Origin of the sequence: Jeotgalibacillus soli (assembly GCF_000829435.1) — a bacterium.
Lineage (GTDB): Bacteria > Bacillota > Bacilli > Bacillales > Jeotgalibacillaceae > Jeotgalibacillus > Jeotgalibacillus soli.
This window is the reverse complement of sequence record NZ_JXRP01000009.1, coordinates 828,143-848,647: the sequence shown is the minus strand read 5'-3', so window position 1 is coordinate 848,647 and position 20,505 is coordinate 828,143. Positions and strand designations below refer to the sequence as shown.

At 40.2% G+C, this 20,505-nt stretch carries 20 protein-coding genes, 1 other RNA gene and 1 riboswitch; of the genes, 4 read left to right on the top strand and 17 right to left on the bottom strand.

From position 1 onward, the window contains the following. Positions 1-162 precede the first annotated feature (162 nt). The 4 genes from KP78_RS07000 to KP78_RS19030 all read left to right on the top strand — a co-directional run bounded on the left by KP78_RS07000 (position 163) and on the right by KP78_RS19030 (position 2,481). A complete protein-coding gene (locus tag KP78_RS07000) occupies positions 163-1,356 on the top strand; it encodes an aminotransferase-like domain-containing protein (RefSeq protein WP_041087364.1) in 1,194 nt (397 codons plus the stop codon). A gap of 461 nt (positions 1,357-1,817) precedes the next feature. Continuing rightward, positions 1,818-1,931 (top strand): YjcZ family sporulation protein, encoded by a 114-nt coding sequence (locus KP78_RS19035; RefSeq protein WP_327063165.1) that lies wholly within the window; start codon positions 1,818-1,820, stop codon positions 1,929-1,931. 27 nt (positions 1,932-1,958) lie between these two features. Then, positions 1,959-2,168: a hypothetical protein gene (locus tag KP78_RS19710; protein ID WP_131272606.1), complete on the top strand. Its 210-nt coding sequence runs from the start codon at positions 1,959-1,961 to the stop codon at positions 2,166-2,168. A gap of 175 nt (positions 2,169-2,343) precedes the next feature. Next, positions 2,344-2,481, top strand: coding sequence for a YjcZ family sporulation protein (locus tag KP78_RS19030; protein ID WP_084219789.1), 138 nt, complete (start codon positions 2,344-2,346; stop codon positions 2,479-2,481). A 266-nt stretch (positions 2,482-2,747) separates the two neighbouring features. On the opposite strand, the gene KP78_RS06995 is transcribed toward KP78_RS19030, so the two are convergent. The 17 genes from KP78_RS06995 to gap all read right to left on the bottom strand — a co-directional run bounded on the left by KP78_RS06995 (position 2,748) and on the right by gap (position 20,475). Further along, a complete protein-coding gene (locus KP78_RS06995; protein ID WP_041087362.1) occupies positions 2,748-3,212 on the bottom strand; it encodes a hypothetical protein in 465 nt (154 codons plus the stop codon). A 172-nt stretch (positions 3,213-3,384) separates the two neighbouring features. Continuing rightward, the gene (locus KP78_RS06990; RefSeq protein WP_084219787.1) at positions 3,385-3,642 is read right to left on the bottom strand and encodes a hypothetical protein; all 258 of its coding nucleotides are present in this window, start codon (positions 3,640-3,642) and stop codon (positions 3,385-3,387) included. A gap of 169 nt (positions 3,643-3,811) precedes the next feature. Beyond that, the gene (locus KP78_RS06985; protein WP_041087360.1) at positions 3,812-4,033 is read right to left on the bottom strand and encodes an SHOCT domain-containing protein; all 222 of its coding nucleotides are present in this window, start codon (positions 4,031-4,033) and stop codon (positions 3,812-3,814) included. A 24-nt stretch (positions 4,034-4,057) separates the two neighbouring features. Further along, a complete protein-coding gene (locus KP78_RS06980) occupies positions 4,058-5,356 on the bottom strand; it encodes a cell wall-binding repeat-containing protein (RefSeq protein ID WP_041087358.1) in 1,299 nt (432 codons plus the stop codon). Positions 5,357-6,051: 695 nt separating this feature from the next. Then, the gene (locus KP78_RS06975) at positions 6,052-6,933 is read right to left on the bottom strand and encodes a MetQ/NlpA family ABC transporter substrate-binding protein (RefSeq protein WP_041087356.1); all 882 of its coding nucleotides are present in this window, start codon (positions 6,931-6,933) and stop codon (positions 6,052-6,054) included. 22 nt (positions 6,934-6,955) lie between these two features. Next, entirely contained in the window at positions 6,956-7,606 is a 651-nt protein-coding gene (locus KP78_RS06970) for a methionine ABC transporter permease (RefSeq protein ID WP_041087644.1), read from the bottom strand. A 13-nt stretch (positions 7,607-7,619) separates the two neighbouring features. Beyond that, positions 7,620-8,642: a methionine ABC transporter ATP-binding protein gene (locus tag KP78_RS06965; RefSeq protein ID WP_041087354.1), complete on the bottom strand. Its 1,023-nt coding sequence runs from the start codon at positions 8,640-8,642 to the stop codon at positions 7,620-7,622. 221 nt (positions 8,643-8,863) lie between these two features. After that, a riboswitch (SAM riboswitch) is annotated at positions 8,864-8,974 on the bottom strand. A gap of 680 nt (positions 8,975-9,654) precedes the next feature. Beyond that, positions 9,655-10,014: a transfer-messenger RNA gene (ssrA, locus tag KP78_RS19025) on the bottom strand. A 151-nt stretch (positions 10,015-10,165) separates the two neighbouring features. Continuing rightward, complete coding sequence (gene smpB / locus KP78_RS06960) at positions 10,166-10,630, bottom strand: SsrA-binding protein SmpB (RefSeq protein ID WP_041087352.1); 465 nt, start codon at positions 10,628-10,630, stop codon at positions 10,166-10,168. 64 nt (positions 10,631-10,694) lie between these two features. Beyond that, positions 10,695-13,085, bottom strand: coding sequence for a ribonuclease R (gene rnr, locus KP78_RS06955; protein ID WP_041087349.1), 2,391 nt, complete (start codon positions 13,083-13,085; stop codon positions 10,695-10,697). A gap of 65 nt (positions 13,086-13,150) precedes the next feature. Beyond that, positions 13,151-13,897, bottom strand: coding sequence for an alpha/beta hydrolase (locus KP78_RS06950; protein WP_041087347.1), 747 nt, complete (start codon positions 13,895-13,897; stop codon positions 13,151-13,153). 134 nt (positions 13,898-14,031) lie between these two features. After that, positions 14,032-14,265 (bottom strand): preprotein translocase subunit SecG, encoded by a 234-nt coding sequence (gene secG, locus KP78_RS06945; protein WP_041087345.1) that lies wholly within the window; start codon positions 14,263-14,265, stop codon positions 14,032-14,034. Between the two features lie 210 nt (positions 14,266-14,475). Further along, positions 14,476-15,768 (bottom strand): phosphopyruvate hydratase, encoded by a 1,293-nt coding sequence (gene eno, locus KP78_RS06940; protein ID WP_041087343.1) that lies wholly within the window; start codon positions 15,766-15,768, stop codon positions 14,476-14,478. A 22-nt stretch (positions 15,769-15,790) separates the two neighbouring features. After that, on the bottom strand, positions 15,791-17,323 hold the full coding sequence (gene gpmI / locus KP78_RS06935; RefSeq protein ID WP_041087341.1) for a 2,3-bisphosphoglycerate-independent phosphoglycerate mutase: 1,533 nt from the start codon (positions 17,321-17,323) through the stop codon (positions 15,791-15,793). Then, a complete protein-coding gene (tpiA, locus tag KP78_RS06930) occupies positions 17,316-18,077 on the bottom strand; it encodes a triose-phosphate isomerase (RefSeq protein WP_041087339.1) in 762 nt (253 codons plus the stop codon). Before tpiA ends, gpmI begins: the two co-directional genes overlap by 8 nt. A gap of 55 nt (positions 18,078-18,132) precedes the next feature. Then, positions 18,133-19,320: a phosphoglycerate kinase gene (locus tag KP78_RS06925; RefSeq protein WP_041087337.1), complete on the bottom strand. Its 1,188-nt coding sequence runs from the start codon at positions 19,318-19,320 to the stop codon at positions 18,133-18,135. A gap of 144 nt (positions 19,321-19,464) precedes the next feature. Beyond that, complete coding sequence (gene gap / locus KP78_RS06920) at positions 19,465-20,475, bottom strand: type I glyceraldehyde-3-phosphate dehydrogenase (protein ID WP_041087335.1); 1,011 nt, start codon at positions 20,473-20,475, stop codon at positions 19,465-19,467. Positions 20,476-20,505 lie beyond the last annotated feature (30 nt).

Genomic DNA, 20,505 nt, shown 5'->3' with positions numbered 1-20,505 from the left:
AATTTTTCAAATCGTTCACTTATAAAAGTTTGATTTCTTATATAATCTGCTTCATTTTTGCAATTTTATGTGAACAATCTCTCATATGTATTGACTTTTTCCTATAAAATAATATGATTAATAATCATATTCTGAAAAATCAAATTATTAAGGTGGGACATCATGAAATACGGATTTGCAAATCGAGTAAAACATCTACAATCTTCAGCAGTACGAGACCTCTTAAAAATAGTTGAAAAAGGAAACGTCATTTCATTTGCCGGCGGGTTACCAGATGACAATTTGTTCCCAGTTGATGCAGTGAAGGCTGCTTTTGAAAAATCATTTCATGCAGAAAAATCATCCCTTCAATATGGAACAACAGAAGGATATGCACCATTGCGTGAGGTCATTGTCGAGCAGATGAAGGAGAATGGAATCCAGTCAAATATTGAGGAGATACTGCTGACAACAGGGTCACAGCAAGCGATCGACTTGTTTGCCCGTGTGATGTTTAACCCTGGAGACGTGATTTTGACAGAAAATCCAACCTACCTGGCTGCCCTTCAAGTTTTTCAATCCTACGAGGTTAAGATCGTTCCTGTCCGCTCCGATGAAGACGGGATGCTGCCGGATGACCTCGAATATAAAATGAAAAAATTTAAACCTAAATGTATTTATGTCGTTCCCACCTTTTCAAATCCAGCGGGCAAAGTCTGGTCACTGGAAAGAAGACAATTCTTATTAGAAATGGCGAAGAAAAAAAAGGCCATTATTCTTGAGGATGATCCCTACGGGCAAATTAAATTTAACAGTGAAGAAATCTATACACCAATTGCTGCTCTAGATGATGGAACACATGTCTTATATACAAGTACATTTTCAAAAACAGTCGTACCAGCATTGCGTACTGGCTGGATTAAAGGACCTCATCAGATTATTCGAATGATGTCGCAGGCAAAGCAGGCGGCGGATCTTCACTCTAATTCATTATCACAACATGCCTTATACCATCTTTGCCGTGACTTTGATTTGGACGGTCATATCCAAATGCTTCGAAAAACATACTACGAGCGAATGAGGATCATGCATGACTCACTGCAAGCCGCTAATATACCAGGACTATCCTATGTCATACCAAAAGGCGGTATGTTCCTATGGGTACAATTGCCTGAAGCCATGAACGCGGTTAATTTACTGCATCAAGCAGTTAAGCAAGGTGTCGCCTATGTACCTGGTGCACCGTTTTATGTAACAGATCAGAAGCTCAATACGATTCGATTAAACTACACACATTCCTCACCAGAAAAACTGGTCAAAGGCATGGAATTATTAATAAATGTATTTGCAGAAACAGAGGATCATATTTATTCATAAATACTTTCTCGCTAATATGAAAAAGAGGCTTCCCAAACATGGGGAAGCCTCTTCCTGTTGAGAAGATATTTTTTATCGGTTACTTACGCACGTAATATCTCAGGAATTTTTCATTAGAACGTCTGTAAAGAGTAAAGAACTCATTAAATTGCAGCAATCAAAAACAGCTACGATTCTGTCCACTCTTGTCCCTTCCGTTTCACTTTTTTTATACTACAAATCTTAAAAAATTTGAGCTACAGCCCCCACTTCTTCGCGTATTTCCCCAAAAAAGAGCATATGCTGCACCACACGCTCTTTTTATTAGCGGAATTTTTATTTAGGTATGAACATCAACATTTTAATCACTTTGTAAACCTAAGTAACTTGTCTAATCCATCTTATATCCTAAACCATATTTTACTAGTGGGGCTATATTTTTCTCCCTATGATATTCCAGGGGGTGACAGAAATGATTGGAAGTGATTGATTTGAGTGATGGATTTGGACGTAGTTTTGCATTAGTGGTTGTATTATTCGTAGTTCTTATCATTATTATTATTGGTTGTTCTAGTATGGGGATCGGAAGTTACTAAACCCTCGTCATATGAAGCTGGCTATGCGTGAATTCCGTTATAAGCTGTTGTTATGCAGCTTGCCGTTCACTTCTTGTTAAAAACAGTATTGAAGAGAGACATCAGGGTCGTACTGTGGAGGTTGTAGATCGTAATGGCAGAGTTCATCGAAGTGTGATAGTGGCTGCGGATCCGCCAAGAGGGATGTTTTTATCCGAGACGATTTTAGAAGGAGAAGACAGAAGACGCATCTTTTAAATTCATCATAAAATACTGCATTGTTACTCATGCAGTATTTTATTAGAATTTTTAATAAAGAATAAATTACGAAGATTTGAGAGTTATGTCCAATCCAGCACTTTCTTAAAAACATAGATTAATAATGAGAATGCTCTTTTGCTTCTCAAAAAGGGCTAATAGGGGGTGAAAACAAATGTGTGGATATGGTGGCGGATACCCAGGCGCTGGATACGGTTACGGAGGCGGCGGATATGGCGGCTTGGGCAGTAGCTTTGCGCTGATCGTTGTTTTGTTTATTCTATTAATTATTGTTTTGGCAGCTGTTTGTTAAATGATGATTATTGACGTGAGATTTCGGGTCTGGGTACTTTTTCATTAGTCGTTGTACGATTTTTTCTGCTTATTGTTGTCAATGTTTTTATCTAGGTGTTCACTGACCTTTGGTCAGTAAAAAGTTTGATTAAGTGGAGAAAATAATAAGAAAAATGTGAAATAAGTGAATCGATATCTTCCTAGATCGAATTCACTTATTTTGGTTTCTTATATAAAAAACGTAAGAACGCTCTTCGTTTGGATGTTATTTAAGAAGTAATGCATCTAATCGGTTTTTTCATTCGATTTTAATTTCTTTAACAGTGGCAGAAAATAAGGTTTGGCTTCTTTTATTAATGGTTTTATCTTATTAAATGATTTAACAAGGGTATCCATCGTTACAAAAAGATCTTCGACATTCACATTGTTAAGAAAATTTTCTTGCTGATTAGGAGAAATGCTGACCTTTTCCTTATTGGCTACTGATTCTTTCCTTCTGCTACCAAAAATCCAATCATCAAATGGATGAGATCGCCTTTCCATGGATGATGACTCATTCTGTTCAACCCGTTTTTGTACATGATTTTCATTATGAGCTTTTTCATCCCGCTCTTGTCTTCTATTACCGAAAAACCAATTATTGAACTGATTCGATCTATTCTCGAAAGTAGATGACTCTACCTGATTCAGTATTTCAGCTGAATGCTCCTCGCTTTCTATATGCATCTCCTTAAAATTTTCTTGCTCCATCTATCACGTTCTCCTTTCATTTCCTTTCTACTTAATAGACTATGATCAAACTTTTCATTATGTCTGGACATTTGTATCATCACCTAAATAATAGACAATATTCCAATCATCAAATAAAAACACACACCTGTCTTTAAATGATCGGCAGGTGCGTGAACTGTTTCATTCGTTTTTAATCAAGTATTTCAGACTCTGTACACTCATCATTTGGTTTGTATCCAATTTCCTGGGCATTTTCCAAAGTGGAATCCTCAATAAAATTTGTCGCGTCAGCTTGTTCAAAGCAGCCAGGTGTTACATAGGTTTGTTTATGATGATCTAAAATAACCCGCGGATTTGAAGGCTTGGATAAATCATTCACGATATACATACTAACAGCTGCTAAAAAAAGAACAAAGATTGCTATGGTAAGAGTTTTTTTGTGCTTCATTTTATACTCCTTTAAATAATTAGTAGTAGGGGAATAAATCAATGCCTTATCTATTTTACAATAAAAAGTTGAATTGTTGGCTTCATTTCAAATTACACTTATTTTTGATACACGAAAAAAATAACGCAAAAAAACCGATTTCCTATTAGTAAGGAAATCGGCTTTCAGATTAGTCTCGAGATAAGAGAACCTTTTTACTTTTATATTCTTCTTCATTAATATCGCCGTTTGCGAATTTTTCTTTTAAAAGGCTAAGTGCACGATCTTCCTTTTTATCCGACTCCCTTGAAAACAACCTAAAGACTCCAAAGAATAAAACGGCTAAAATAAGAATCCACATGATCATATTAAAGATTCCTATGCCATTCATGTCGATCATACCACCCATCATAAAAATCAGGCCCTCCTTTTGAAATTAATGACCTCCATGGCCTCCACCATCTTCTGATACAATTTCAAGTTTATCATCAAGAATTCCTTGCGTTGTAAAAGGTACAGCGGCATCAGACCCGATCAAAAAGCCATGATTATAAGGTCCGTTTTGCGGTTCATCTGTAAAGGTTGGTTTAATTTGAGCAAGGAATTCATAAACGGTTTCCGTTACCTCGCCTTCTTCTAACCAAATTAACGGAGAATGTTTACCTAAGTGAGAGAATGGAGCAGCTGCCAAGGCTAAATCACTGGTTGAACTGGAGACAAATGAAAGACCGTGACCAGGTTCAGCCAATCCCCATCCAAATGAAGAATCTTCATCCTTAAACTTGGCAAATTCGATAGATGTTGTCACTGGATCCTCTCCAGCAATTCTCGTTACATTTCCATATTCGGCTAACTCTTTCTCGATTTCAGATGAAATAATTGCGTCAGGGCCTAATACATAAATATCTGCTTCTTCACGCTCTTCCAAGGCTGCAATCGTGGCTTCAGGAATGCCGTTATTGTCTACATATAGTACAGGTTCAGCCATGTGGGCAATCCAATTAATGGCGATTAGTGAATAAAGCTTCGCTTCTTCTTCAGAAGAGACAACAATGACGCCATTTGGAAACTCTCCGCCAGATACCTCTGCATAGATTCGGTCGATTTCAGCCGCAAATCCAGCAGCATCCTCTCCATTAATTTGCTGCGTTTCATACTCTCCTAATTGACCAAGTGTATTTTCCGATGCATCCCCCATAATCATGATCTGTGCTCCATCCACGTTTCCTTTAGGATTTAACCGATTTATTTCATTTAGCGTCTGCTCTGAAACTTCTCCATTTTCCATAAACAACACTGGACCATCATTCGGATGATGAATTAAATCCGCTGCCGCCAAGCTAAATTGCCAGTTTTCCAACGGCGCAAGGATCACCGTTCCAGGCTGGTTCTCTGCGTGAGTAGCCGGCCAAACGGTTTGTGAAGTAAGGACCGCCGTATCTTCCGGATTTTCAGCGTTTAAACGCGTAATATTTTTTGTATTCATGGTCACCAAATTATTCACTGCATTTTCATTCATTTCTGTAGGGGCTGCTGCAAATTCGTCTAGTCGATCAGAAGATGCATCCCCCTCTTCACCTTCCATATCCATATCACCGGCATCCATTTCTTCCATATCTCCATGATCCATATTCTCATGGTCCATCTCTTCATTGCTAGATCCCGAATCCGTACATGCTGCTAGAAATACGGCCAGTAAAGCAGGCAGCAAAAAGACCCATATTGATTTTTTCATATAACGATTCCTCCATCTGCTCATTTTCTTATACAAGCACCCGGTTTCATACCAATTCCCTGTAATTACTGTAACAAGAAAATGTGCAGAAAGTTTGATGAAGCTCTTTATGTAACGCATTTTATGTATTGAGTGGATTTTCCTTGTGTATTCATAAATATAAGTTTAATCATAGGAATGGAGAGAACATAAAAAATCGATCCCTTCATCATAAAGGAATCGATTTTTTCAACTCTGGAAAATCAAGATAAGCGGATGAAAAATACAATAAAAGATAAAATACCAAGAACCACAATCAGAAGCGTTTGTTAGAACGAATCCTTAACACGAATATGAGTTAGTACGCCTCCAATAGCTGTAGCCCCAAGCAAAAGCGCCCCCGCCCTGATATCAACTGGCGTAATTGAATTCTTCTTACCGATGAGTTTATCTGCTTGTTATTTTTAAGCATGGGGGAGACATGTGTATCAAGTGCTACACCATCTTGATACATCTACATAAACATCCATAAATCCTTCTTTGTCCTTCAAATGCAAATCGAGCACAATCCCTGTTAAAGGATTACGCTCGATTGTAGAAAAACTAATTTTTGTTATCTAGATAACACACATATTTAGTTAGCTTCAAAAGATATTAAGTAAGATTATTTACACCACAGCTACCCATCTTCTAAATGAGGTTAATAGCTTTTATTTTCATTCTGCTGCTGGCTGCGTCCATGCATCTTTATAATTCAATAATTCCTCTAAAGATACAAATGTCGGGATTGAGCTTCCTTTATACTCTTCAATAATAAAATTTTCGACTTCTTCAGAATGATAGATTTCAACTAGTTTTTGCAGTTCAGGACGATCGGCGTCCCCCTTTTTAACTGCAATAATATTGATATATGGCTTTGCAGTTGCGCTTTCATGGAATAAAGCATCTTCTAACGTAAGACCTGCTTCAACGGCAAAATTGTTATTAATGATAGATGCATCTACATCATCTAAGAAACGCGGTGTATTTCCGGCTGCAACAGCCTCAAATTGTAAATTTTTTGGATTAGCAGCAATTTTGTCTAAAGAACCGATTCCTTCAAAATCTTCTGTTAACGTTATTAAACCCGCTTCCTGAAGAAGCAGCAATGCCCGGCCAAAATTCGAACCTTCATTCGGAATGGCAATAGTAGCGCCGTCTTCAAGATCTTCAAGGTTAGTATGCTCTTTAGAGTAGATACCCATAGGGGCAATAACAGTCGAACCAATAGCCTCTAACTCTAAATTTTGATTTGCTACAGCCTCATCAAACCAAGAAATGGTCTGAAATGCATTTGCATCAATTTCCCCTTCGTTTAAGGAAACGTTCGGTAGGATATAATCATTAAATTTAACAAGCTCAATGTCCAGCCCTTCTTCTTTTGCAATGTCAACAATATAATCCCATGTTCTAGTATCTCCGCTGCTTACGCCGACTTTAACTTTTGTCAGCTCATTAGAATCACCTGCTGATTCATTATTTTCATTACTTTCGCTTCCACAAGCGGCTGCAAATACTGCAATTGCCAATACCAGTACTGTTAATAAGATTTTCTTCATTTTTCCTACCTCCATTTAATTGTTATCTTCTTCTAATTTTTTTTGAAACAATATTCCCAGTAGATTGTAATAATTGAACAATAATTACAAGCGCTGCTACCGTTACAATCATGGTCATCGTATCAAATCTCTGATAGCCATAGGATAAGGCCAGATCTCCTACACCCCCTGCACCAACTGCACCAGCCATTGCTGTAGCTCCAACGAGACCGATTGTTGCAGTTGTAAAGGTGAGAATTAATGAGCTTAGCCCCTCAGGAATCAAGAAGCGGTAAATAATTTGCCATGTTGTTGCTCCCATCGCCTGAGCCGCTTCAATGATTCCTTTATCCACTTCCAAAAGAGAGTTTTCCACTAGACGCGCAATATAAGGAGCAGCATAAAACACAAGTGGTACAATAGCTGCATTCGTCCCAATTGCAGTTCCCACCACAAACCTTGTAAAAGGAATGAGAGCTACAAGCAAGATAATGAATGGAACAGATCGTAATATATTTATAACTGGATTTAAACTATTAAAAATCCACTTGTTTTCAAAAATATGATCCTTCCTTGTGATGACTAGTAAAATGCCAAGCGGAAGTCCAATCAGCCCTGAAAATAACAATGATAGAGCCACCATATAAAGTGTATCTCCAAATGCAGTCAGCAACTGTTCTGCTGTTATCTGCATCCCCCATAATGTATTAGTCATTTATTACCACCTCCTGTACAAGGATTCCCTGGTCTTTAATATATTGAAATGTCTCGTCGATCTCTCTTTTATCACCCGTCACTTCGATAATTAAATTTCCAAACGGGGTTTCTTGAATCTCAGAAATATTAGCTGATAGAACATTTAAATGAACTTCATATTTTTTTGCGATCGTTGATAATAAAGGCTTACCTGACGTAGATCCTACAAAGTTTATTTTCCAAATGACAGGCGCATCTTTTTCGTTATTTTTCAGGAAGCTTTCTGGAACCTCATCATGGATAACTGTCCGCACAAAGTTTTTTGCGGTATCTGTTTGGGGTTTTGAAAAAACATCAAGCACAGAGCCTTGTTCAACAACCTTTCCAGCTTCCATAACAGCTACCTTATTGCATATTTCCTTAATCACTGACATTTCGTGTGTTATCAGTAAGATCGTAATGTTATATTCCTTGTTGATTTTCTTTAAAAGCTGCAATACCGCATTTGTGGTTTGAGGATCCAATGCAGACGTTGCTTCATCACACAAAAGAATCGATGGATTAGTTGCCAGCGCTCTTGCAATGCCAATCCTTTGCTTTTGTCCTCCGGATAACTGATCCGGATAATTTTTTGCTTTGTTTGATAAGCCAACAAACTCCAATAGCTCTTCTACTCTTTGTTTAATTTCATTACTGGGAGTTCCAGATAAAACGAGCGGCATAGCTACATTATCAAAAACAGTTTTGGAATTTAGCAGATTAAAATGTTGAAAAATCATACCTATTTTTTTCTTCTCTGCTCTTAATTCTTTCGGTTTTAAAGAGGTTAAATCTTTTCCTCCAACAAGCACCGTTCCTTCTGAAGGTTGCTCAAGGAGATTGACCAAACGGATCAACGTACTTTTTCCGGCTCCACTATAGCCGACAACACCAAAAATATCCCCTTTTTCAACGGTCAAATTGATACCCTTCAAAGCTTCGAATGCTTGTTTTTTTGTTTCATATACTTTTTTCACATCTTGAAATTCAATCATAATATCCGCTCCCATGTTATTAATTTATTATCGAAGTAGAAAAATATAGAGCGCTTGTTAATTACTAAAACTCACTTGATTACCAATCCAGTTTTCGTTTCGTATTCCTGTTAAACATAAAAATGCCTCTTCTGTCTTTTGAAAGAAGAGGCATAATACTTTGTAATTTAACTAAAAGAATAAACTAATAAACTCTTAATTTAATTTATCGTAGAAGCTTCTTCTTATCTTTCAGAATTAATCTGTTGGAATTAGCACAGTGTTTTTACAAACGTAAAAATCTGCTGCCGAGGTATCATAGGGCCAAGTCCCTCCACATCTCTAGATAAGAATAACTATTAAGTTATTTTCACACTATATAATTTAATTTTCACAATGTCAATGCAATTTAAAGAGATCATAATTATCTTTCATTTCAAAATATTCGTATATATCTTAACTTGTTTTATAAAATATTCTCGAAACAATAGCCTATAATGTGAATTCTAATTTTAATTTTTTAGCTTATTTAGGGTCGAATGCTTATTATTAACGGTATCTTCTGAAAACGCAGCAGATAGAATGCAAAGCGGACAAACAGAACAGGTGAACAAATAAAAAATGCAGCAGACGAATTTATTAATTCCCAATCTGAATTCCGTAAACAATCTTCTTTATCTATCTTCACAACCATCAAATTTAATACTTATAATAATGATTGGAATGCATATGCAAACCAAGTAATGGATTTATAAAGCTTACAAGAGATTGATGAAAAGGACCCTCTCACAACAATATTTGTAAGCCCGCGGTGATTGATTTAGCAACCAACAAAAGTTTGTTAACAATTGGAATTTTATTAATATCTAAGATTTGGTTAGCAGTAATCTATAGTTCATCTTTTTCTTTGGGAATGATCCATACAAAAAGAAAAAAGAACTACTGATCAACTGTCAGCAGTTCTTTTCACTATAGTACTATTTATTACAATATTTTTTGAAATTAGATTCCACCAAAGATTTAATTATGTATTTGGTGGAGACGGTGGGAGTCGAACCCACGTCCAGAAACTCCAATACTTAAGCATCTACGAGCGTAGTCAGTCTATTCGCAATTCGCCAGCTCTTATGCCGACAGACAGGCGTCCGAGTGGCTAACCTGATTGTTCTCTTCAGGCGACCTCAGGTGGTGGCCGACTGCGTAGCTCACTTCAGAATGAACCTCAGGACAGGTCTACATGAGCGATAGACAAGTGAGGCCTCAAGTGCTTATTAGGCAGCTAGAGCGAAATCTTGTTTGTTGTTAACTATTTGTGTTGACGTTTGTGACGGAGTCGATCCCTCCGGCTCGCAACTCAAGCTCGAAACATTCCTGTCGAATCCGTAACGTCCCCTTAATAAAGGAAGAAAAAGGATGCTATCCACTTTTCTTGTACGGGAATCCAGTCAGAATGACCGGGCAAAAGTTACATAAAGTCATCTGCGACGACCTAATTCAGTATACCATAAAAAACGTTTTTATCAACCTTTTACGTTAGGGAATAATTACCTCAAATTATCCTTAAACGCACGCTCCATATCGCGTTTCGCTTCTTTTTTCTTTAATGTTTCGCGTTTGTCATAATTCTTCTTACCCTTTCCAAGACCGATTAAAACCTTCGCGAAGCCATCTTTTAAATACATTTTGAGCGGCACAATAGAATAACCCTGCTGCTTCGTTTCACCTATTAGTTTATTAATTTGATTTTTATGCAGCAACAGCTTGCGTTCACGCAGCGGATCATGATTATAGCGGTTCCCCTGCTCATAAGGACTGATATGGGCGTTGTTTAAAAATACTTCGCCATTGCTGATTCGCGCAAAAGAATCCTTGAGGTTAATACGACCCTGGCGAATTGATTTGATTTCCGTTCCTTGAAGCACGATTCCCGCCTCATATGTTTCTTCAATAAAATAGTCGTGGTTGGCTTTTTTGTTTTGGGCGACGACTTTTCCTGTTCCTTTAGGCATTTGCGACTCCTCCTACTAGCGAATGAAGCGGCAGAATAGTCATCTGCCGCGCACACTTTCTTTATTACCGCTTTTTCTTACGGCTTTTTTGATTCTTAGTGTTCTTATTCTTTGCGCTTGCTGGAATTCCTTCATAAAACTTTTTCTTTTTGCTTTTTTTCTTTTTTTCTGATGTAGCAACAGACGGACGTTCACTGCCGCTCTTTCGTCTTGAGCCTTGTTTTCCTTTATCGCTAGCGTCATTTCCTCTTCCAGAACGTCCACGGCCTCCGCCTTGGATTACTTTGGCTGTATCACGTCGTTCACGAGGGGAACCCTTCATGCCGACAATTTCAAAATCAATTGCGCGTTCGTCTTTATTTACATTGACTACGCGAACCGTAATTTCATCGCCGATGCGGAAGACATTTGCTGTACGCTCACCAATCATCGCCATATGGCGTTCATCGAAACGATAATAATCATCTGTCATATAGCTTACATGAACCAGGCCTTCGATGGTATTAGGAAGCTCAACAAACATACCAAAATTCGTTACAGAGCTAATGACACCATCAAATTCTTCACCGATCTTATCGAGCATGAATTCAGCTTTTTTCAGCTCGTCCGTCTCTCGTTCTGCATCAACAGCACGACGTTCACGGCTTGATGTATGCTGCGCGATTTCGGGTAGACGTGCATTCCATTTTTGCTGGGTGCTTTCATCAACCTTCTTATTGACTAGGTAGGTGCGGATCAAGCGGTGTACAATTAGGTCAGGATAACGGCGGATCGGCGATGTGAAATGCGTATAGTAGTCTGTAGCCAGCCCAAAGTGACCAAGACTTGATTCATCGTATTTTGCTTGCTGCATGGAACGGAGCATCATCGTTGAAACGACCATTTCCTCCGGACGCCCCTGAACATCATCAATAATCTCCTGCAGTGCTCTTGGATGAATATCATTTGCTGTTCCTTTTACGACGAGCCCAAAATTCGTAATAAATTCAAAAAAGCGTTGAAGCTTTTCTTCTTTCGGATCCTCGTGAATTCGGTAAATAAACGGCAGGTTCATCCAGTGAAAATGCTCTGCAATGGTTTCATTGGCTGCCAGCATAAATTCTTCAATCAGCTTTTCACCCACTGAACGCTCACGAATCCCGATATCAGTGGGGTGTCCTTCTTCGTCAACATATACCTTCGCTTCTTTAAAATCAAAGTCAATCGCACCGCGCTTCATTCGTTTGCCGCGCAAAATGGCTGCTAATGCTTCCATGTCCTTAAACATTGGCACTAGGGGTTCATATTTTTCGATTAAGGCTTCATCCTCATCGACGAGAATGTCATTAACATCTGAATACGTCATGCGTTCATTTGTGCGAATCACACTTTGGAAGATATCGTGCCGTAGAACACCGCCATTTTGATCAATTTCCATTTCACACGAAAGCGTTAAGCGGTCCACCTGCGGATTCAGCGAACAAATCCCATTCGACAAACGGTGAGGAATCATTGGAATAACGCGGTCCACTAAATAGACGCTTGTTCCTCGTTCATACGCTTCCTTATCAAGCGGCGAATTTTCCTGAACGTAGTGACTAACATCTGCTATGTGGACACCAAGAACATAATTTCCGTTGTTTAGCTTTTTCAGTGAAATAGCGTCATCAAGGTCCTTCGCGTCGGCACCATCAATGGTTACGGTTACCTCTTCACGCAGATCACGTCGGTCTTTCAAATCCGCAGGATCAATTTCATCTGGGACAGCGTTCGCTTGTTCAAGCACATCATCAGGAAATTCAATATCGATTCCATGCTTATGAATAATAGACAAAATGTCGACACCCGGATCATTTTTATGACCAATAATCTCGATTACTTCACCCTCTGCACTTTTCCGTCCATCCGGATAAGAGGTAAGCTCCACGATCACCTTATGCCCCTCTACAGCCCCTTTACTGGCGCTTTTAGGGATAAAGATATCACTGGCCATCTTTTTATCATCAGGAATGACAAAGCCAAAGTTTTTGCTTTCAGTATACGTTCCGACGATTTGCTGTACACCGCGTTCAATAATGCGTACAACAGTTCCTTCACGTCTGCCTCCTGAGGACTCTTTTGATATGCGGACCAGCACCGTATCTCCGTGCATAGCATTGCCGCTTTCACCAGGCGGAATAAATACGTCATCCATGCCCGCTTCTTCCGGAATTAAGAAAGCAAATCCTTTTGCGTGCCCCGAGAGCTTTCCGCGGACAAGATTCATTTTTTCCGGCAAGCCGTAGCGGTTGCTTCTTGTACGGACGATACGCCCTTTTTCTTCTAGAATAACCAGCGCCTTCACTAGGTCTTTAAAATCGTCCGAATCTTCAATTTGAAACGATTCTTCAAGCTCCTGAACGGTTAAAGGCTTATATACCTCTTCCCGCATAAATGTAAGCAGGTCATCCATTAATTTTTTCATATGATCTTCCATTCTTTCTTTCCCTCCTTTGCTGAGTTATCTGTTTGATACACAAGAGCTGCTTGTGCTTTTCGTTATTAAACAGACCAGTCCAGCGAATCGAGAAATTCCAATACGTCTTGGTGGAGCTGCTCTTTTTCTTTGTCTAACGTAATGACGTGACCGGATTCCTCATACCATTTTAGTTTCTTCTGTTCTGCTTCAACACCATCATGAATAATATTGGCAGAATCAGTGTTAATCATGTGATCGTTTCGTGCCTGTACGACAAAAGTAGGTGTATAAATCATATCGACTGATTCACGAACCTCTGTAATAAGCTTTTGAAGCGCTTCTAGTGTGTCCATTGGGGTCTTTGCAAATTCTGTCATTTCTTTTTCAATTTGCTCCTCAGACTTACCCTCGTATTTTTTAAACTCGCGAGCATATTGCAGGACACCTTTATACATGACTTCCTCGCTCTTTATATACATAGGGGCGCACATCGTCACAATACCCTTCACAGGTACAGTGTAACCCAATTTCAATGAAAATACGCCTCCTAATGAAAGCCCTGCTACAGCGATTTCTTCAAAACCCAATCGCTTTAAATGATCGAAGCCCATCATTACGTCTTTCCACCAGTCTTTCGGGCCGGTCTTTACAAGTTCCTCAGGTGGTACACCATGCCCTTTATAGTGCGGTGCGTGTGAGGTATAGCCATTCTTTTCAAGAAAGCGGCCAAGCATCCGTACATCAGAAGAATTCCCAGTAAAGCCATGCAGTAAAAGCACTGCACGCTTACCTCCTTCAAAGGTAAATGGCTTAGGCAGATTTAATTTCATAGTTGACGTTCACTCCTGTATAGTCGAATTCTACTTTATTTGTACCAAAGATAAGGTAGGATTACCATTTTTCTGTTTGAAAATAGACATAAAAAAGCCCGACCAACGCAATGCTTGGTCAGGGCACAAGGTCATTAGTTTAAGAAAAAAGCAACAGTAATGGTGAGTACAAAAAATAATACGGAAAGAACAATTGTAATCCGATTCAGAACTAAATCGATACCGCGCGCTTTCTGCTTGCCGAAAAGCTGCTCCGCACCACCTGAGATTGCGCCGGAAAGACCTGCACTTTTACCGGATTGCAATAATACGACCACAATCAACGAAATACAAGTTATAACGAGTAAAACTGTCAAAAATGTAACCATGAGTTCCACCTCCTGAAACGAACTTCACATTATCTCAATCTTATCATAGCACCCGTCGTTAAACAATCTTTTTTCTTGTGCTGTGAGATTCAAATTGGAGATCGTTGGAAGAGAGGAACACAAAAAAACACCGCACCCACTTGCAGGGTACGGTGTTTTCGTTTTTTCTCCTGCGAGCGAGCGCGAACACAGGCGATTTTTGTTGCAAGCTTAACGTACGTTGTAGAACGTTTTTACGCCAAGGTATTGAGCTGTTTCAGCCAATTGATCTTCGATGCGAAGAAGCTGATTGTACTTCGCTACACGGTCTGTACGTGAAGGAGCACCTGTTTTGATTTGACCTGCATTTGTTGCAACAGCGATGTCAGCGATTGTGCTGTCTTCTGTTTCACCAGAACGGTGGGAGATAACAGCAGTATAGCCAGCGCGTTTTGCCATTTCGATTGCATCAAATGTTTCAGTTAATGTACCAATTTGGTTAACTTTGATCAAGATGGAGTTTCCAACACCTTGCTCAATTCCTTGAGAAAGTTTTGTTGTGTTTGTAACGAACAAGTCGTCTCCAACTAGCTGAACTTTGTTTCCAATACGTTCTGTAAGGAGTTTATGTCCCTTCCAGTCGTTTTCGTCAAGACCATCTTCGATTGAGATAATTGGGTATTTCTCAGCAAGCTCAGCATACCAGTCAACCATTTCCTCAGATGTTTTAACAACACCTTCTCCAGAAAGATGGTATTTACCGTCTTCTTTGTTGTAGATTTCAGATGCTGCTACGTCCATTGCAAGAAGAACTTCTTCTCCAGGCTTGTAGCCAGCTTTTTCAATTGCTTCAATGATCGTTGATAGAGCTTCTTCGTTTGATCCAAGGTTTGGAGCAAATCCACCTTCGTCACCTACAGCTGTGTTAAGGCCCTTGCCTTGAAGAACAGATTTAAGTGCGTGGAAAATTTCAGCACCCATACGAAGTCCTTCACGGAATGATTCAGCACCAACAGGCATTACCATGAATTCTTGAATGTCAACATTGTTATCAGCGTGCTCTCCGCCGTTGACGATGTTCATCATAGGTACTGGAAGCTGTTTCGCGTTGAATCCACCAAGGTATTGGTACAATGGCAAATCAAGATAGTCTGCAGCAGCATGTGCAACAGCCATAGAAACTCCAAGAATTGCGTTAGCACCTAGCTTGCCTTTGTTTTCTGTTCCGTCAAGCTCGATCATCGCTTTGTCGATTGACACCTGGTCAAGTACAGAAAAGCTGTCAATAAGCTCAGGAGCAATTACGTTATTTACGTTGTCAACTGCTTTTAAAACACCTTTACCCAGGTAACGGCTTTTATCCCCGTCACGTAATTCAACTGCTTCATATTCACCAGTTGAAGCACCAGATGGAACTAGTGCACGGCCGAATGCGCCGCTTTCTGTGTAAACTTCTACTTCTATCGTTGGGTTGCCGCGGGAGTCAAGTACTTCGCGTGCGTATACATCAGTAATAAATGGCATGTAGTAACTCTCCTTTTAATGATTATTTTTTAATAAGTGAATCGCCTGTCATGTCTACTGGCTTATCAAGTTCTAATAGATCAAGCATTGTTGGCGCAAGATCACCTAAGATTCCACCTTCACGAAGAGTAATTCCTTCTTTTGTGACAATGACAGGAACCGGATTAGTGGTATGTGCTGTCATCGGAGTTCCTTCAAGTGTGATGACCTCATCTGAGTTTCCGTGGTCAGCTGTGATAATCGCATGTCCACCTTTTTCATGGATGAGATCAACGATTTTTCCTAAACACTCGTCAACAACCTCAATTGCTTTTACCGTAGGCTTGAGCATTCCGCTGTGTCCGACCATGTCAGGGTTCGCAAAGTTTAAAATGATCGCATCGAAACGATCGTGCTCAATTGCATTCAGTAACGCGTCCGTTACTTCATAAGCACTCATTTCTGGCTTCAAATCATACGTTGCTACTTTTGGAGAATCAATCAAAATACGTTCTTCACCTGGGAATTTCGCTTCACGGCCTCCGCTCATAAAGAACGTGACGTGCGGGAATTTTTCCGTTTCTGCAATACGCAGCTGAGTCCGCCCATTTGCAGATAGTACTTCCCCAAGCGTGTTTTTCAAGTCTGTACTCTTAAATGCCACAATCGCATTAACCTTAACACTATAGTGTGTAAAGGTCACGAAGGTTAGCTCGTTTGGCTTGTTCTGACCAAGAGCAAATCCATCAAAAGCGGGATCCGTAAAGGCAGTTGATAGCTGGATCGCACGGTCAGGCCGGAAGTTGAAGAAAATAACGGAATCATGGTCCTGAATACGACCAACTGGCTCACCGTCTTTTTGAATAACAAATGGCAATACAAACTCATCGTGTAAATCCTGTTTGTAGGAGACTTCTACCCCTTCAACAGCAGAGGTGTGGACCGGACCAACACCATCTACCATAACACGATAGGCTTTTTCAACGCGTTCCCAGCGATTATCACGGTCCATTGCATAGTAACGGCCGGAAATCGATGCAAATTCGCCTATTCCAAGCTCACCCATTCTAGCTTCTGTGTTTTTAATGTACTCTAGCGCTGTTGTTGGACCTACATCTCGTCCATCTAAAAAGCCGTGTACATACACTTTTGATAAACCATTGTCTTTAGCAAGCTTTAATAGGGCAAAAAGATGATTGTAATGACTGTGTACACCGCCATCTGAAAGAAGCCCCATTAAATGCAGTGCTTTGTTTTGCCGCTTCGCATTGTCCACTGCTTGAAGGAACTCCGGGATATTGAAAAATTCCCCGTCACGAATGGAAATGTTAACACGCGTCAAGCTTTGATAGACTGGACGACCAGCACCAATGTTCAAATGGCCTACTTCTGAGTTGCCCATTTGTCCATCCGGAAGACCTACTGCTTCACCACTAGCAATAAGCGTATTGTGCGGGTATTGTGTCCAGTAACGATCGAAATTTGGTTTGTTCGCGTGTGCGACAGCATTTCCTTTTGTTTCTTCTCGAAGGGCGAGCCCATCGAGAATAATTAAAGCAACTGGTGCTTTACTCATTTGCACCAGCCTCCAACAATTGCAGGAAAGATTCAGCCTCTAAGCTTGCGCCTCCAACAAGAGCACCGTCAATATCAGACTGTGCCATGTATTCTTTAATGTTAGAAGGTTTTACACTACCGCCATATTGAATACGTACTGCATCTGCAACATCTTGTGAGAAGCTTTCTGCAACGACCTTACGAATGTGAGCACATACTTCGTTTGCATCTTCAGCTGTAGAAGATTTGCCTGTACCGATTGCCCAGATTGGCTCGTAGGCAATAACCGTTTGTTTCACTTGGTCATCAGAAAGACCATTTAGTGCTGCTTTTACTTGTCCTGCAACAAAATCATTTGTTTCATTGTTTTCGCGCTGTTCAAGCGTTTCACCGCAGCAAACGATTGGCACTAGGCCGTGTTTGAAAGCAGCAATCGTTTTTTTGTTCACAGAATCATCTGTTTCGTTGAAAAGCTCACGGCGTTCTGAGTGTCCTAAGATCACATACTCCACCTGTAAGTCTTTAAGTGCGACAGGACTGATTTCACCTGTAAATGCACCATTTTCTTCGAAGTGCATGTTTTGCGCGCCAATCGCTACATCTGATTCCTTCGTTAAGTGAACAAGACTTTCTAAAAATAGAGCAGGTGAACAAATCACAGACTCAATTTTATCTTTAGCAGGTACTTTTTGTGAAACTTCTTCTGTAAAAGCTTTCGCTTCTGACAGTGTTTTATTCATTTTCCAGTTACCAGCAATAATTGGTTTACGCATTGTTTTCATCCTTTCTTGGTCAAACGGATACTGCTGCCGCCCTTCGATGGAAGAATTATTCCTTGTCGTTAAGTGCAACAACGCCTGGAAGTTCTTTTCCTTCCATGAACTCAAGAGAGGCACCGCCACCTGTTGAGATATGACTCATCTTGTCTGCAAGGCCGAATTTTTCGACTGCTGCTGCTGAGTCGCCACCACCGATGACAGAATATGTATTCTGTGCATCTGCTAATGCTTGTCCAACTGCCTTTGTCCCATTTGCGAATGTATCCAGTTCAAATACACCCATTGGTCCGTTCCAAATAACTAGCTTGGACGTCTTAATCACATCGCTGTATAGCGCACGTGTTTTCGGTCCGATATCAAGTGCCTCCCAATCAGAAGGGATCTCATTGATTGCCACTTCTTTCGTGTTCGCACTATCAGAAAAATCATCCGCTACAACAACATCTAGCGGCATGTAGAATTTAACGCCTTTATCTTCTGCTTTTTTCAAAAATTGCTTAGCTAAGTCAATTTTGTCTTCTTCAAGCAATGATTTACCAATTTCGTGGCCTTGTGCTTTTACAAACGTGTAAGCAAGTCCGCCGCCAATAATCAGGTTATCAACGTTATCCAACAGATTATCGATTACACCGATTTTATCCTTTACCTTTGCTCCACCGACAATCGCTGTAAATGGACGTTCAGGATTTGATAAAGCTTTGCCAAGCACATTCAGCTCTTTCTCCATTAAGAGACCTGATACAGCTGGCAGGTATTGTGCGATTCCTGTTGTTGATGCGTGAGCACGGTGAGCTGCACCGAATGCATCGTTAACGTATACATCTGCTAGATCAGCAAATGCTTTTGCAAGCTCTTGATCATTTTTTTCTTCGCCCGGATAAAAGCGGACGTTTTCAAGAACAAGAACATCGCCTTCATTCAGCTCGGCAATTGCGGAAGCAGCTGCGTCTCCATATGCTTCATCCACTTTCTTTACATCTTTCTCTAAAAGCTCAGAAAGGCGTTTTGCTACAGGAGTAAGACGAAGCTCTTCTACTACTTCCCCCTTTGGACGGCCAAGGTGACTAGCAAGGATCACTTTTGCTCCTGCATCCACAAGGTGTTGGATCGTTGGTAGTGCCGCACGAATACGCGTGTCATCTGTTACATTGCCATCTTTCATTGGGACGTTAAAGTCAACGCGGCAAAAAACTCGTTTACCTTTAAGCTCAATGTCTTTTATGCTCATTTTGTTCATTGCAAAAGGCCTCCTTATAACGTGATATGAAACTTTCTTGAAAAAGGGGAGGGGGGATTTGTTCCCCTCTCCCCATTATCCACTCTTATTATAGAGGATGGTCCAGTTAAAAACCAATCATTCTCTATAAAAGTTTAAGATGGATTATAGTCCTTTTTTAGCCATAAATGCAGCAAGATCAACTACACGGTTAGAGTAACCAGTTTCGTTGTCATACCAAGAAAGTACTTTTACCATGTTTCCTTCAAGTACCATTGTTGAAAGACCATCAATGATTGAAGAATTAGTGTTGCCATTATAGTCAGTAGAAACAAGTGGCTCGTCGCTGTATTGAAGAATTCCTTTAAGGTCGCCTTCAGCAGCTTCTTTAAGAGCAGCATTGATTTCTTCAACTGTTACTTCTTTATCAAGCTCAGCAACAAGGTCAACAAGTGAAACATTTGGTGTTGGTACACGCATTGCCATACCATTCAATTTACCTTCAAGTTCAGGAAGCACAAGAGAAACAGCTTTCGCAGCACCAGTAGATGTTGGGATAATGTTCTCAGCAGCCGCACGAGCACGACGGTAGTCTTTGTGTGGAAGGTCAAGAATTTGCTGGTCATTTGTGTATGAGTGAATCGTTGTCATCATACCGCGTTTAAGTCCGAACGTGTCGTTCAATACTTTTGCGTATGGAGCCAAGCAGTTTGTTGTACAAGATGCGTTTGATACCACGTGGTGGTTAGCAGCATCGTATTTGTCTTCGTTAACACCCATAACGATTGTAATATCTTCGTTGTTAGCTGGTGCAGAAATGATAACTTTTTTCGCTCCGCCTTCCATGTGCTTAGCAGCATCATCACGGTTTACGAAACGTCCTGTTGATTCAACAACAACTTCTACTCCAAGCTCTCCCCATGGAAGTTGAGCTGGGTCACGCTCAGCAAGAACTTTTACAATTTTACCGTTAACAACTAGGTTGTCTTCACCGTCAACTGTAACTTCAGCATTTAATGAGCCGTGAATTGTATCATATTTAAGGAGGTGAGCAAGCATATTAGCATCTGTAAGGTCATTGACTGCTACTACTTCTACCTCTGGGTTATTTAGTGCTGCACGAAATACGTTACGTCCGATTCGTCCGAATCCATTAATACCAACTTTAACTGTCATGAAAATGTTCCTCCTTATTTTATATTAGGA